At 61.3% G+C, this 13,888-nt stretch carries 15 protein-coding genes; 2 read left to right on the top strand and 13 right to left on the bottom strand.

Translation table 11 applies throughout. From position 1 onward, the window contains the following. The 8 genes from A5713_RS13270 to A5713_RS13235 all read right to left on the bottom strand — a co-directional run. A partial coding sequence (locus A5713_RS13270) for an AMP-binding protein (RefSeq protein WP_156751871.1) occupies positions 1–487 on the bottom strand: 487 nt, incomplete at its 3' end. Between the two features lie 469 nt (positions 488–956). Then, positions 957–1,382, bottom strand: a complete 426-nt coding sequence (locus tag A5713_RS13265) for a Zn-ribbon domain-containing OB-fold protein (protein WP_068096093.1) — start codon at positions 1,380–1,382, stop codon at positions 957–959. Beyond that, the gene (locus A5713_RS13260; RefSeq protein WP_068096091.1) at positions 1,379–2,515 is read right to left on the bottom strand and encodes a nonspecific lipid-transfer protein; all 1,137 of its coding nucleotides are present in this window, start codon (positions 2,513–2,515) and stop codon (positions 1,379–1,381) included. Before A5713_RS13260 ends, A5713_RS13265 begins: the two co-directional genes overlap by 4 nt. A gap of 12 nt (positions 2,516–2,527) precedes the next feature. Continuing rightward, positions 2,528–4,675, bottom strand: coding sequence for an acyl-CoA dehydrogenase (locus tag A5713_RS13255; RefSeq protein ID WP_068096089.1), 2,148 nt, complete (start codon positions 4,673–4,675; stop codon positions 2,528–2,530). After that, positions 4,666–5,301: a nitroreductase family protein gene (locus A5713_RS13250; RefSeq protein ID WP_068096087.1), complete on the bottom strand. Its 636-nt coding sequence runs from the start codon at positions 5,299–5,301 to the stop codon at positions 4,666–4,668. The genes A5713_RS13255 and A5713_RS13250 overlap by 10 nt, the downstream gene beginning before the upstream one ends. After that, complete coding sequence (locus A5713_RS13245; RefSeq protein WP_068096085.1) at positions 5,301–5,663, bottom strand: DUF4286 family protein; 363 nt, start codon at positions 5,661–5,663, stop codon at positions 5,301–5,303. The genes A5713_RS13250 and A5713_RS13245 overlap by 1 nt, the downstream gene beginning before the upstream one ends. 178 nt (positions 5,664–5,841) lie before the next feature. Next, positions 5,842–6,429, bottom strand: a complete 588-nt coding sequence (locus A5713_RS13240) for a TetR/AcrR family transcriptional regulator (protein WP_068096083.1) — start codon at positions 6,427–6,429, stop codon at positions 5,842–5,844. Positions 6,430–6,618: 189 nt separating this feature from the next. Beyond that, complete coding sequence (locus A5713_RS13235; protein WP_068096081.1) at positions 6,619–7,539, bottom strand: TIGR03619 family F420-dependent LLM class oxidoreductase; 921 nt, start codon at positions 7,537–7,539, stop codon at positions 6,619–6,621. Positions 7,540–7,621: 82 nt separating this feature from the next. On the opposite strand from A5713_RS13235, the gene A5713_RS13230 reads away from it, so the two are divergent. Next, positions 7,622–7,864 (top strand): hypothetical protein, encoded by a 243-nt coding sequence (locus A5713_RS13230; RefSeq protein ID WP_068096078.1) that lies wholly within the window; start codon positions 7,622–7,624, stop codon positions 7,862–7,864. A 23-nt stretch (positions 7,865–7,887) separates the two neighbouring features. Here the strand turns inward: A5713_RS13230 and A5713_RS13225 are convergent, their stop codons facing one another. Continuing rightward, positions 7,888–9,201, bottom strand: a complete 1,314-nt coding sequence (locus tag A5713_RS13225; protein WP_082972936.1) for a TetR/AcrR family transcriptional regulator — start codon at positions 9,199–9,201, stop codon at positions 7,888–7,890. Between the two features lie 39 nt (positions 9,202–9,240). Next, the gene (locus tag A5713_RS13220; protein ID WP_068096074.1) at positions 9,241–9,558 is read right to left on the bottom strand and encodes an acyl-CoA synthetase; all 318 of its coding nucleotides are present in this window, start codon (positions 9,556–9,558) and stop codon (positions 9,241–9,243) included. A gap of 101 nt (positions 9,559–9,659) precedes the next feature. Here A5713_RS13220 and A5713_RS13215 point away from each other — a divergent pair, with 101 nt between their 5' ends. Then, on the top strand, positions 9,660–10,856 hold the full coding sequence (locus A5713_RS13215) for an amidohydrolase family protein (protein WP_068096072.1): 1,197 nt from the start codon (positions 9,660–9,662) through the stop codon (positions 10,854–10,856). A 644-nt stretch (positions 10,857–11,500) separates the two neighbouring features. On the opposite strand, the gene A5713_RS13210 is transcribed toward A5713_RS13215, so the two are convergent. The 3 genes from A5713_RS13210 to A5713_RS13200 all read right to left on the bottom strand — a co-directional run. Next, complete coding sequence (locus A5713_RS13210; RefSeq protein WP_197516368.1) at positions 11,501–12,358, bottom strand: SDR family oxidoreductase; 858 nt, start codon at positions 12,356–12,358, stop codon at positions 11,501–11,503. 310 nt (positions 12,359–12,668) lie between these two features. Beyond that, positions 12,669–12,914 carry a hypothetical protein gene (locus tag A5713_RS13205; protein WP_068096068.1) on the bottom strand — a complete coding sequence of 82 codons (246 nt, stop codon included), beginning with the start codon at positions 12,912–12,914 and terminating at the stop codon, positions 12,669–12,671. Next, a partial coding sequence (locus tag A5713_RS13200; protein ID WP_068096066.1) for an amidohydrolase family protein occupies positions 12,911–13,888 on the bottom strand: 978 nt, incomplete at its 5' end. The genes A5713_RS13200 and A5713_RS13205, both read right to left, overlap by 4 nt.

The following is a 13,888-nucleotide window of genomic DNA, read 5'->3' as shown; positions in this document are numbered from 1 at the left end:
GCAGCGGAACCGCGATCGCTCCAACGACGATGAGTGCAAGGTCGAAAATCGTGTATTCGACGCCCGATGCGCCCAGCATGCAGATGCGATCGCCGCGCTGCACTCCGTAAGACCGTAGCGCCGCCGCGGTCGCGGAGATCTGATCCCACGCCTCGCCGTATGTCATCGTCTCGAATCGGGTGTCCAATTCGGCGGTCGTTCGCTTTGTCAACGCGTCGAAGCGGTATCGCACAGCACGCCGGCCCAGGGCTGGGCGCCGGGCGTATCCCATCATCGTCCGGTGCACGATTTCGGACAGGTCGAGCTCCGGATCCTCGCATGCCTGAGCAACAGCAGCGTCAGGGCAGGCCTGTGCAAACTGTGAGTCGACCCGGAGCAGCTCGGTGAATCGTTGAGTGATCCGATTGGACTCCGACAATGTCAATTTGGTTTCTCCTGATCTACGACGCGCGCTAGAGGAGCTGTCACGGCCTTGGTTCAGCGGCACCGCTTTTATGGCAGTATAATGTCAAACCCAGCCCACGGTGATGGATTATGCGCTAGCTAAATAGCCCCAAACCCAGCATGGAGGCTCAAATAGTGCGCCTTTCAGACTAATCACAGCTCAGCGGATCGAAACGGACCGAAATCCCTCTCCCATCATCCGGTGACAGTCTACTGTCATTTGCGTCGCTTTTGACGCGGATCGCGATACCTATTCGGAAGGCGGAACCGGCATGTCTGATGTCCCTTCCGTCAGGAGGGGTCACAGGGGAGTTTCTTCACGTCGTGGCGATTGCGGACTACGATTTGCCGGTGAACCTACTCGGGTTCTACGCAGGTCCTACGGACAACTACCGGAGCTATCTGCGTACGGAATTCGGCGGAGATGGCGGACGTCACCCCTCGCTCGGTACGCCGAAGGGCTAACCGAGACAATTGTGAGAGATCGTGCGGGAACTGGCCGAAGGTATCGATTACGATGCGTCGTCAGTGATTTCGAATTCGGCCACGCGGTACCCGCTGTCGCCCAACGGGGTAATCCGCAACCTAACCCGCTTTCCGATTTGAACGGCGTCCGGATCCGCATTAATCACCGCGCTGATGCGTAGACCCGGCTGATCGTCTAGTTCGACAAGTCCGATCACGTGGGGGACTGGCCGCCCGGGTACCAGCAGTTGCCGAACCACGATGAAGCTATAGACGGTGCCCGTGCCGCGGACCGCTTCAAAATATACGGGGCCACCTGTGAACCGACTGCACTCTAGCGGCGGGTGGATCCATTTCCCGGTTTCAACACATCGGCACATCATCAGCTTGCCATTCTTGAGACCTTCCCAAAACTGCGCAGAATCAGGGTCCGGCAACGGAATCGGCGGTGGTAGCTCAATGTGTGTGGTCATGGTTTCACTCTGCTATAAACGTTGGCGCCGCCGAACGGGCCGCCGCCAGCTGTCACCAGTGCCAGTTCTGCATCGGCCACTTGGCGTACTCCTGCTGTGTGCCGCAACTGCAGAGCTGCTTCGTAGTGATGATTGAGGCCGTGTACATAACCTTCTGAAAGTAGTCCGCCGTGCGGGTTGATGACCACGTCGCCGCCGTAAGTGGCCCGGCCCGTGGCGAAGAAGGACCCGACTTCACCCTTGCCGCAAAAGCCGTATCCCTCCATCGTGGCCATCACGGTGTAGGTGAAGCAGTCATACATGCAGGCGAGGTCCATGTCTTGGGGTGACAACCCGGTACGTTCCCAAATTTTGGGGCCTGCTGCGCGCGAATACATCTCGGTGGGATCGTCCCATTGAGTGAAGCCCGCAGTTCCCTGCGAGTTCGACGAGCCCAGGAGCCAGACCGGAGGCTGCTTTGCGCCGCACGCGATATCCTCACCGGCGATCAGGATCGCCACGGCGGCATCGATTTCCGATGTGCAGTCCAACACCCGAAATGGCTCGTTGATCCAACGGGAGGCAAGGTAAGTGTCCATCGTGAGTGGCTCGCGGCGCACGGCGTGGTCGTTCGGGGCGGCATGTGAACGTTGTGTGATGGCGATATGGCCGAGATCCTCAGCCGTCGAACCGTATTCGTGCTGATGGCGTCGCGCCCACATGGCGAACCATTGTGGCGGCACCATAAATCCGGACGCCGTGTCGAACTGCTCCAGATTGGGCACCTGCAGCTGTTCTTCCACATGGCCGAAGCGGTGCCCGGAGCGGCCGTTCAAAGACCGGTACACAAGGACTGCCTTGCACAAGCCGGCCTCGATGACTGCTGCCGCCGTGGCAACCTGGTCGGCCACCAGATTGCCTCCGCCGTACATCGCGTTCGCCCAGGCTAACTCGTCGATGCCCAGGGCCCAGCCGACAGCCAGCGGCTGCTCAGAGTCGTTGACCATGAAGGTCGTGATGCCGTCGATGTCAGCGGTGGTCAAGCCGGCGTCATCGATGGCCTCCCGACAGGCCTGCACTGCCATGGCGCGGGTGGTACGCCCGGAGTTGCGGTAGTACGTTGTGCGACCGATCCCGACAATGGCACAAACCATGAAAGTCTCCGATCAGGCCGTTGGGTCACGGGGGAGGCCGAGAATTCTTTCGGCGACCAAATTGCGCACAATTTCCGATGTGCCGCCCGCGATAGTCAGACACCGGCTGAAGAGGTAGTCGTGAATCACGGCGGCTTCCTCTCCGACGAGTGCCGCAGACCCGGCGATGGCGAGCGCCAGTTCGGCGACACGTTGCGCGTGCTCAGCGCCAAACAGTTTGGCGACGTTACCTTCGATGCCCGGCCCCGCCTCGAACACTGCCCGCGCCGCCTGCCTCAGATTGAGCGCGGCCATGCAGTAGGCCTCGATCAAAAGCTTGCCTGCCTCGCGAGCGAACCCGACGTCGCGCGCCCGATGCCTATCCAGCAGTTCAATGAGCTTGTCTGCAGTCATCGTCACCGATCCACCACCGATGGACACCCGCTCGTTGCCAAAAGTCGCCATTGCCACCCGCCAACCCGCATTGACCGCGCCGACGACGTCGTGGTCAGGCACAAATACGTCGGTGAGAAAGACCTCGTTGAACAACGTTTCGCCGGTGATCTCTTTGAGCGGACGAACTTCGACGCCCGCCTTCGTGAGATCGATGATCATCATCGTGATCCCCTTGTGCTTGGCGGCAGCGGGGTCCGTGCGCACCGTGGCCAGTCCGCGTTGGCAATTCATGGCGTCACTGGTCCAGACTTTCTGACCGGTGACCAGCCAACCCCCCTCGGCCCGTTGCGCTTTGGTCGCCACAGCCGCGGCATCTGACCCGGCACCCGGCTCGCTGAACAACTGGCACCATCGGAGCCGGCCCTCGAGGCTGGGCCAGATCAAGCGGTCGATCTGCTCGGGGCTTCCGTGCTGCAAGAGGGTGGGTACCACCCATTCGCCAAGTCCGAGGCTCGGCTTGTCAACCCCGTCCAACACTTGCTCGACGACCAGCTGTTCGACGGAATTTGCGCCACGCCCGTAGGGTTTGGGCCAGTGGGGCTGCAGGTATCCGGTCCGTGCCCACGTCGTTTGAGCCTGATCGGGATTCACGCCTTCCAACTTGCGGCGGAACTCTTCTGCTGCCCTCCGGTAATCCTCTGCCTCCGGCGGGAGGTCCACCGTCCGATTGCGACGAATACCTGCACGCTGCATGTTGATTACGTCATCTTGCAACGCTTCCGCGCCACCTGCGAAAAGCAAAAGTACAGTGGCGCGCCTTAAGAACAGGTGAGCGTCGTGTTCCCAGGTGTAACCGATGCCGCCGTGAATCTGGATGTTGCGCAGGGCTGCTCGTTGGTAAGCCGGCAATGCATATCCGGCGGACATGGTTACAGCCAGATCCGCTTCGGCGCCCGCGGCCCGGGCTGCGTCCCAAGTGGCCGCCGTCGCGAGTTCAGCATCGACCAGCATGTTGGCGCAGTGATGCTTGACTGCTTGAAACGATCCGATGGGACGGCCGAACTGTTCGCGGCTCGCAGCGTATTCGGTTGCGCTCTCGGTGCACGCCGCCAGACCACCCACCGCTTCGGCCGCGGCAAGCAGACGCACAATGCGGGTAAGAACGCTGGCGGCACCGGGAAGAGTGTCTGTGATCGGAGCCGATGTCAGTTCAAGGGTGGTAATGGCGCGGGTGAGCATGTCCTCGGATTCGGCGGCCCGGGCAGTCACGGCAGGACCTGTTTCCAAGAGCACGACGTCTTCGTCGACTGGTATCAGGAAAACGTCGGAACTGGATTCACCGAGCGCGGCGACTCGCGATGCGAACACACATGAGTGTGCCTGCACGGCAGAGCTCTTCATACCAACTGCCGCCACAAGCTGACCAGACACCAGCTTTGGCAGCCATCGGTCCCGCTGTTGGTCGCTACCTGTCGCGGCAATCACTGCGGCGGTGATGACCGTCGGTAAGAACGGCCCAGCCATAGCCGTCCGGCCGAGTTGTTCGAGCACGACGGCAAGTTCGGGCAACCCATAGCCTTGGCCGCCAAACTGCTCGTCGATGTGTATCCCGAGCCACCCCGACGATGACATTTCCTGCCATACCGGTTCATCTGACCACCAGCGTGGCTTCGGTTCCGATTCGAGCAGTGCACGCCGAGCTCCCGCCGAACCTGCGAGGTCGGCAAGCACCGTCGAGGCAAGATCGGCGAACGCGCGGTGGTCTTCAGTTAGTGCTAGGGACACTTTGATCTACCTGCCGCCGTCCACGGGTTGCCGAAGTGTTCGCGAAATGTCACCAGCCCCGCCGGGCGGCGGCGCGGCGGCGCCAATTTCCTGGCAGGAACCCCCAGATACACGGCTGCCAGCGGCACGAGCGAGGTAGGCAGCTTGAGGAGTTCGCGCACGTGATCAATCCCGAATACGGTTAGTCCCGTCGTCAGGCACGTTCCGTAACCGAAGCTGGATGCGGCGAGCAGTAAATTCTGGACAGCAGGGTACACGGATGATTGCCAGTGCACCTCGGCTACGCGCTCGGTATCGACGCAGACAGTGACGATCACCGGGGCTGAGGCGAATCCCCCATTGGCGACGCCGTCTTCGACGTCGGTAAACAGGTGCTTGTCGTCGATGGCCTGACGTGCCCACTCGCCACCGCCGGCGTTCCAGGTTTCGGTCCACCAGCGCGTGAGTTCGCCGCGAATCTGCTCGTCACGCGTCACGACGAACACCCATGGCTGCGTGTTCTCGGCGCTGGGGGCGTGCACGGCGGCCGTGAGTATCTTCTCGATGTCGGAGTCTGCGACCTCGCCGTTGGTGTCGAACCTGCGGCATGCCCGTTGGGAGTGAATGACACTCAGTAAGTCAGGCATCAGCCGTGAGCCTGGATTCGATCCCCGCGAGCCGTCCAACCCGTCAAGCCGATCGTGCTCAGGTCGAGGGTGTCGCCCAGACCAAGTTCGCCCGCCATGACTCGCTTGAGGAACTCGGTCATGACCTGGTTAGGCTCGCGGTCTAACTCGTAGACAGCCAGATAACGATGTGCGGGCGCAGGCAAGCTCGGGAGTTCCGCGTCGTCGGGCATGGTGATCTCGGCAAGGCTGTATCGACGCGCGGCGAGCACGCCCGGGATATCAAGCACCTCCGGAACGTGCACGTTGTCGTACCAGGTGTTGAACGCAGCGTCTTGGCCCTCGATTGGGTTGGTGAAGACCAGGAACACGTTCTTGTCCATGGGACGCCTCCTACTGCGACCGGCCGATCCGCTAATCGGAACTATGGCAGTCGACTGTCACAGTGTCAAACAGCGTGACTTTGGTTTCCTACTGCGCGGCCGGAGAAGGGGATTGACGAACCACAGGGACGTTTCGGATCTAGGTCTTCGCGCGCGGTTAGCCGGCTGTTAGGCGCATTCAGCGCAGGGCTTCAGGCAGCGCAGCGAACTCGTGCCGAATCACGTCGTCGATGGGATCGGGTCCTGTGAGCCATTTGTTGATCGAGCGTTCGAGCAGCAGGATGCCGACCTCGGCAAGAATGTGGCATTCTTCGTCGGCTGACGCTAAACCACGCCGCGTGGCGATGACTTGAGCCACCGTCAGCCCGTTGGCCTCATGGTTCTGGCGTTCACGGCCTACCAGTTGCACCGATGACGCGATTGCTTCCCGATACTGGGCAATTCGCTTACGGATTCGCTTGAGGCTGGGCGCCAGTACGGCGAAGGACTCCACCATCGCGTCGTAGTCCGACAGGGCCTCATCCTGGGCAAGGTAGACGGCGCTGAAAGCCTCGATAAAGCTGTATTCACCAGAAAACAGCACCGATTCCTTGGTCGGGAAGTAACGAAAGAACGTGCGCGCCGACACGCCGGCCGCTTCGGCGATTTCGTCGGTGGTCGTCTGGTCGTACCCCTGCGTGCTGAACAGGCTCAGGGCGGTGTCGATCAGAGCCGCGCGGATCCGGTCCGCGTGCTCGCTCCGCGGTGAGCGGTCGCCTCGTGCCATCGTCCCTCTCCTCGCCCGAACCTTGCACCGACGGTATATATGGTTTCGGTCCGGGCGCATCATTGACACGCATAACTGTCAAGTCGGTACTGAGGTTCGGAGACAGTCGACTGTCAACATTGGGTTTGGGAGTGGTCCGCGGAGCTGACGGGATGCGACTGGTGAGGTTCGCCTGGACGAGCAGCCGGGTCAGTCGACCTCGGGAATCACCTCTTCGGCAACCCATTGAAGGTGGTCGAGGTAGGCGCTGAAGTCGTTCAAGGGTGGTGGGTTCACCCAGGTATCGGTCACTCCGAGGTCGGATAGCATGCAACAGTTGTCAATTACCTGCTGAGCGTTCTGCCCATATTGGGAGTTCGGGTCGTCAATGGCTGAGTGCTCTTGACCAATCGAGAGCATGGCCAAGCTATAGAACAACGAGAACGGGCGGCCGTCGAAGCCGGGCTGAGACCTGAGATAGTCCATTTTCGCGGGTAAGTCTTGCGGCTTCGTTTGCCACGGTGCCCACCCGTCCCCAAACCGGGCGGCACGGCGCACCACGGCATCGGCGTCGCCGCCCATCCATATCACCGGATGCGGCTCCCGGATTGGCTTGGGCCCGAACGCAATATCGTCAAATCTTACGAACTCGCCAGCAAAACGCGGGCTGTCGCTATGCCAGAGTTCGAACATCGCCTCGAGGTACTCGTCCATAAGCCGACCACGCTTGTGAAACGGGACTCCGACCACGTCATATTCGTCCTTGAGCCAGCCGACTCCCACCGTGATCTGCGCTCGGCCTCCCGATAGCCAATCCAATGTCGCGATTGACTTGGCGGCGATTATCGGATTGTGCAAAGGCAATACTGTCACCATCGACCCGATGCTGATGGTCGATGTCGCACCTGCGACGTACGCCTGCGCAGTGGTGGCATCGAAGTAGTGGTTGCCGGACAGTCCCACGTGGCTTGTGGGCGTCACGAAGTGCTCTGGGAGAAAAACCTGGGAGTAACCCAGTTGTTCGGCCCTGCGGGCTACCTGCGCGATATCCGCGCCGGTAAGAGCAAGCTCCCACGGCTGCGTAATCGCCGCGATCTGCATCGTGTTGGGCAGGAAGACAGCGAATCTCACTAGGCGCCTTTCGATCAGGGGCTACCGACCGCGATTGGGAGTTCCGGTCGGCTGCCGGACGTCTAGTTATATATTTATACAAATGATTCTGCGTATCAATGGCCGGACTCAAGGCGCTGCCGACGGCAGCGGCGGTCCAGACGCCTGCGCCGCTGCCAAGATCGACGTGACCGGACTGGTGCGCGCATACGCGCAACACCTTGCCCCCAAGAACATTGGAGCCACGGGAATTCCTTCGACCGGCGTGAACGCCGCGATGTCGCAGAGACGGTCTTACTACACCGGCACAACGGTACTGCGCGATGCCGGCATGAACGTGACGTAGTACGAACTATGGTTCGGCGGTGGCTACTGGCCGAGCAGTGCGCGCTTGAGCACTAATAGCATCAGTCTGGCGGCCTCGTAGTCGTTGTCGAGTTGGCGTCGTGACAGGGAGAGCTCAGTCAGCCTGCCTAGCACAGCCACGAAAACCGCTGCCGCCACCGTGGTGTCCATACCAGCCGGCGGATCGACATGGCGCAGCAAGGCTGCAACCGCGACGTGGAATGCACCGATTCCATGCGACACACCCTCGGTGGGCAGCTGGTCGGCCAGGGTGCCGTCGTACCAAGCGCGCATGGCACCGCTGTAGTTGCGGTGGAACCGGACATATCGCGCCAGCCAGGAGTGGAGTGCATCGAAATCAAGGCAGTGTTGCGCTTGCTCGTAGAGATCCGCTGCCAGACGGGTGCCCTCAAGGACAGCCTGTTCGGAAAGTTCATCGAGGATGGCAAGTTTGGTTCCGAAATGTCGGTACAGTGTCGCCCTACTGACGTCTGCGGCCGCCGCGATGTCCTCCATCGCCACACCGTAATAGCCGCGCTCATTGATCAGCGCCGAGCTGGCGACCAGTATGTCGTTGCGGATCGGCGACATAGAGTCGACATCAGGCTCGGGTGGGGCCACGGGCATCACCGGGAATGTTGTGGCACGCTCGTTGTTCTGATCCGATATCGGCGTCGGTATCGCGTGCTGGATCGCGGACGCCGGGGTTTCAGGAAACAGCAGCAGCTGCAGCGCGATCGTCAACGAGTTGGTCGTGTGGGTGCTTGACGTCAGCCCAAACATGCCGCGAAATCGGTACAGGTTCACCATGTGGGAGATTCGGAGCAATGCTGCCGCCGCGTCGGCGGCGTCGATATCGCGTACTCCCGCGTGGCGTAATTTGTCAGTGATCAGATCGGCATATTGACCAGACACCACACCCGCGTCAGTCTGCGGCAGACCTTTGATCGCGCCGATACCAGGAAACTCTAGAAACACCATCGCGTACTTGTCGTAGAGCTGCGCCCAGTCACCCAACCAAACATGAAGGCTGGCTACCCCGTTGGCGTCGGGGCCAAGCTCACCCAGTCGATGGGCATGGTCCATCACCGCCGGTTCGCATTGGTGGACCAATTCTCGAAAAATATCGTCTTTGCTCTCGAAATACTGATAAATCGTCGCGCGGGAGCCGCCCACCGCCTTGGCGATCGCGTCGATGGAGGTGCTGTGGTAACCCTTGGCGACAAACAGCTGGCCGGCGCGCTGGACGATGAGGTCCCTGGTGTGCAGACCGCGACGGCCTACGGTGGGATTGGCCGGGGCGTAGCCGGGCCGTCGGGTCTTTTGGGACTGGGTCATCGCCTCAATCATTGCCGACGCAGGTCGCTCAACGCAGTGTCAGGCCGACGGCGGCCCGGGAATGTTGCGGCGGGCCTTGCCGGGATAGCCGAAGAACTTCTCGAAATTGGCATCGTTAATGGGGTCGACCGCGTTGCGGCGAGCCGCGGCGCGCAGCGCAGTCAGCCGTGCGGTGGCCTTGGCGAGTTCGTCGGGCCGGCCCGAATCACGCAGCTCAGTCACCTCGGCAGCGAGCGTAGCGATTTCTACCCGCAGTCGTTCGCCGGCCTCACTGAACGTCAACAGGTCGTGATCGTCGTCGTCGATTCGCTCCCGTGCCGTGCCGGCTGCCGGCATCGGTTTTTCGCTACCCGACATGTCGTGGTCCTTTCGGTCTAGACAGTGTGATCGCAATCATATACCGTGCCTGAGATACAACGTCAGAAACTAAGACGACGGGTCAGAAACAGGAGGCATCGATGCCGCTACTAGACAGCCACCAGATCATTTCTGTTGACGACCACCTCGTCGAGCATCCCCGAGTCTGGCAGGACCGGCTGCCGCAGAAGTACCGCGAGCAAGGCCCGCGAATCGTTGAGCAAAACGGTCAGCACCTCTGGTCGTATGACGGCCAGGTCTTCCCGACGATCGGTTTGAACGCGGTAGCCGGCAAGCCGCGCGAAGAGTGGGGCCTGGACCCGGTCCGCTACGAGGACATGATTCCCGGATGCTACGACCCGGTCGCGCGAGTTGTGGATATGGATCTCGACGGCGCGCAAGCGGCTCTGTGCTTTCCGTCTTTTCCCGGCTTCGCCGGCGGCACCTTCCAGCGCGCCACCGACAAGGAACTGGCACTGCTGTGCGTCCAGGCGTGGAACGACTTTTACATCGACGAGTGGTGCGCGACCGCGCCGGATCGATTCATCCCGCTGGCAATCCTGCCTACCTGGGACATCGACGCGACGGTTGCCGAGACTGAGCGGGTAGTTGCCAAAGGCGCCCGGACGGTGTCGTTTCCGGACAGCCCGGTGCCTTTAGGGCTGCCGTCGTTCCACTCGAATCATTGGGATCCATTGTGGCGCGTTTGCTCGGAGGCTAACGTCCCCGTGTCGCTGCACTTCGGTTCTGGTTCATTCGTTCCCGGTTTCTCGTTTTCATCGGTTAAACCGATACCGGGGCAGATTACGGTGCCGGACGCTCCCTTCGCGGTGGCCACCACGCTGTTCGCGACCAACCTGATGTGGACCACCGTCGACCTGTTGTTCTCCGGTAAATTGCAGCAGTTCCCGGACCTGCAGTTCTCCCTGGCCGAGGGTGGAATCGGTTGGATACCATACATTCTCGAGAGGTCCGACTACGTGTGGGATCGGCACAAGTATTACCAGGCGATCGACTTCGACGCCCGCCCCTCGGATCTGTTCCGTCAACATTTCTGGGGATGCTTCATCGACGACGAACACGGGCTGGCTAATCGTTATGCGGTCGGCGTGGACCGGATCACGCTGGAAGTGGACTTCCCCCACTCGGATTCGAACTGGCCGAACTCACGCAAACGAGCCGCTGAAGTGCTCGCTGACGTCCCTGATGAGGAGTGCGCACTGATCGCCGAAGAAAATGCGCGCCGGATGCTCAACTTCCCTCGGGTGCCCGTGCAGGACGCTGTTCTGACCGCCTGACTCGATGGCATTGCGGCTTGGCATCATCGGGAGTCGGCTGGGGCGCGCATGTGCATGTTCCTGCCTTTCGCGCCACAGCTGGCTTCGATCCTGTCGCTCGCTGCGCCGTCCACGGCGAGTGGGTAGAGAGGCCGGCAAGCTCGTACTGAGCGGGGTCAACCGCAGCGCGTCCTACTAGGCCACCCTAGCCATGTCGTGCAGGCGCCGTGGATGTACGACCAGGAGCACAGCGGCGACTACCTGGCCGGGATGCTCGTCCACAACCTGGATTTTGTTTTGGAGTCGGGTCGGCCATCCCGAGTCCGTGTGCGCCGATTTGCAGACCATTGAGCGATCAGGCCGCTTCTTGGCGGGAACGCCCTTCGGATCACTGCCGATGCCACCGGATCGGTGCTGATTACTTCGGGCCTTCTTGCCCGGCACGATCGCTCCCCAACGGCAATAAGGCTCGTCTGCGATCATCTGACCTGGTGCAAGTCGAGTCGTTTGCATGATTGACCGGAGGACCACAACGGTTCGGATGACGATCGAGGCCGGAACCAGCTTGGTCGCTGTCATACCCCGCGCGAAACCCGGCGGGGTAAAATACCGTCGAGCGTGCCCGTGGTAGCCCGTACCGCCGTATTGCGGTCGCTCGGCGGTTCCTAGATTGATAGGTTCGCATTCTGCAGCAACTGAGCGAAATCGATTGCCCCAGAGCGAACCGCCGCTGTCACACCGCCGTCGACGAGAAGATCCGTCCCGGTAACGAAACTTGCCGCCCGACCTAGCAGAAAATCCGCAGCGGCGGCGATATCGTCCGGTGTGCCGAGACGCCTTGTGGCGGAACCGTCGACCATCAACCGCATCACATTTCCGGATTCTCCAGCGAGTTCCTGCCTTCCCATCGAAGTCGAGATGACACCGGGGCTTATCGAATTAATGCGTGCGCCTCGCGCACCCCAGGCGGTGGATGCCGCGGCAACGCGAAGTTGGTTGGCCCGCTTGGCGTAACCGTAGGCCTCCTGCGCACTGCTGAATCGCTGCGGGGCGGAGGAGGGGAGCGACAGCAACTCCTCTGCCGGACAAGTGGCCAGCCGAAACTCGTCTTGAGGGTCGATCGGTGAATTGAGATGGCCGGCCATACTTGAGATGACCACCCCAGCACCATGTCTTTCAATCACTTTCGCGAATTCTTCGAGTACCAGCGCGACACCCAGCAAGTCCACGCCAAGTATTGCTTCAACGGGTGCCTGCTCGGGGGATAGGCCCGCGGTGTGCACTACCCTGGTTACCCGACCCAGCGAAGCCGCGAACTCGGCTAGCTGAGCAACCGAACTTCGTGACTGCACATCAACCGGCGCGGTCCGTACCAGGTGACCGTCTGATGTTAGCGCCGCCGCTGTCTGGGTTAGACCGTCGTCATTGACATCCGAAAGTAGAACTAGATGGCCAAAGCCCAGCCGTCGGGCAGTAGCCGTACCCATCCCGCCCGCACCGATAATCACGAGCACCTCAGGGATGGCGCTGGCGCCAGGCTGATACTCATCCACCGACTGCATTCTGGATACTCCCCTTGAGGTCCGACCGTCGCAAATTATTAAAACCTTTATAGCATTAACAGCACGTATCACGTCTGTGCCACAACGATGCCAGTGGAGGGCGACGTGCCGGATGCGAGGCCCCCGAGGTCATCGGAGTGCTCCAGATTCGCCGTGCGCGCACGGCTCTTTTCGGGACCGCCGAGCATCGACGATGCTCAAGCAGATATGCACTGCGCCAACGCCTGCGCTGATCTGTCAAGCGTTACCCTCGTCCGGATCGGTCGGTCGATTACTGCCCGCCGAGGTGCGCGCTGTATTCGTCCCGGATGGATTCCATCGCGTTGAGTCGGCGTGTCAGCAGCGTGATTTCCGACTCGTCATCTGAATTGGCGGCGTCGAGCTGGCCGAGCCGCGCTTGCGTGCGGCCAATCTCCTTGACGAGGCGTTCTCGTGCCTCGTCCTTGGTGAGCAGGTCCTGATCGGTCCAGTCGGACAGCGGCAGCTGTTCGACCGGCTCGACGCCATCGGTGGTCATGCAGATCGCGGAAAGTTGTACAGTTTGCGCGTGTTCAGCTCGACCATCTGATGCACCTCGTCGTCGGGAACATCCTTGAACGCCTGTGCAGCCCGCTCACGGCTGTTCGGCCAGAAGGAGTCCGAGTGCGGGTAGTCGCACTCCCAGGTGATGTTGTCGACACCTATCCGGTGCCGCGCCTCGATACCAAAGTCGTCTTCGATGAAGCAGCCGTGGAAGTGGCGACGGAAGAGATCGCTGGGCTGCACGTCCTGGTTTATGTTCTGGTAGAACCGGTGCTTACGCCAGGTGCTGTCGCAGCGCTCCAGGATGTACGGGATCCAGCCGATGCCGCCTTCGGACAACCCGATCTTGAGCTTGGGATGCCTGTGCAGGGCGGGTGAGAACAGCCAGTCCGTCATGGCGCCCATGCTGATCGTGCCCATCAGCACGATGAAGACCGCAAACGGCGCGTCCGAAGCGATCGACGGGGGGAAGCCGCCGGAACCGAAGTGCTGGGCGAGCACCAAGTCGGTTTCCTCGAATGCCGACCACAGCGGGTCCCAGTGATCGCTGTGCAGCGACGGCAACCCGAGCCGATCCGGCAGGTCGGGGAAGCTGACGCACTTGGCGCCCTTGGCGGCCATCCGGCGGAGTTCCTTGATGCTCGCGTCGAGGTCCCAGAACGGCAGGATCGCGACGGGCACGAACCGGTCCGGCGCGGTCGCCGCCCACTCGTCGATGTGAAAGTCGTTCCAGGCTTGGGAGCACAGCAGTGCCAGTTCCTTGTCCTCACCCTCGGCGAAGACCGCGCCGGCGAACCGGGGGAAGGACGGAAAACAGGTCATCGCCTGCACGCCATCGATGTCCATGTCGGCCACCCGCGCCTTGGGGTCGTAGCAGCCCGGAATCATGTCGTCGTAGCGGACCGGTTCGATGCCGTATTCCTCGGGCTTTTTGCCCGCCACGGCGTTGAGCCCGATGTAGGGGTAGAT

It is taken from the genome of Mycobacterium sp. E2497 (assembly GCF_001668695.1).
In the GTDB taxonomy this organism is placed as follows: Bacteria; Actinomycetota; Actinomycetes; order Mycobacteriales; family Mycobacteriaceae; genus Mycobacterium.
The sequence above is the reverse complement of the archived record's forward strand: the minus strand, read 5'-3'. Positions and strand labels throughout refer to the sequence as shown.

Excerpts from the sequence above, each read along its gene's own strand:
- A5713_RS13215 (WP_068096072.1), top strand. The coding sequence starts at position 9,660 with ATGCCGCTACTAGACAGCCACCAGATCATTTCTGTTGACGACCACCTC.
- A5713_RS13240 (WP_068096083.1), bottom strand. The coding sequence starts at position 6,429 with ATGGCACGAGGCGACCGCTCACCGCGGAGCGAGCACGCGGACCGGATC.
- A5713_RS13205 (WP_068096068.1), bottom strand. The coding sequence starts at position 12,914 with ATGACCACCGATGGCGTCGAGCCGGTCGAACAGCTGCCGCTGTCCGAC.
- A5713_RS13230 (WP_068096078.1), top strand. The coding sequence starts at position 7,622 with ATGATTCTGCGTATCAATGGCCGGACTCAAGGCGCTGCCGACGGCAGC.
- A5713_RS13245 (WP_068096085.1), bottom strand. The coding sequence starts at position 5,663 with ATGGACAAGAACGTGTTCCTGGTCTTCACCAACCCAATCGAGGGCCAA.
- A5713_RS13220 (WP_068096074.1), bottom strand. The coding sequence starts at position 9,558 with ATGTCGGGTAGCGAAAAACCGATGCCGGCAGCCGGCACGGCACGGGAG.
- A5713_RS13250 (WP_068096087.1), bottom strand. The coding sequence starts at position 5,301 with ATGCCTGACTTACTGAGTGTCATTCACTCCCAACGGGCATGCCGCAGG.
- A5713_RS13260 (WP_068096091.1), bottom strand. The coding sequence starts at position 2,515 with ATGGTTTGTGCCATTGTCGGGATCGGTCGCACAACGTACTACCGCAAC.
- A5713_RS13265 (WP_068096093.1), bottom strand. The coding sequence starts at position 1,382 with ATGACCACACACATTGAGCTACCACCGCCGATTCCGTTGCCGGACCCT.
- A5713_RS13225 (WP_082972936.1), bottom strand. The coding sequence starts at position 9,201 with ATGACCCAGTCCCAAAAGACCCGACGGCCCGGCTACGCCCCGGCCAAT.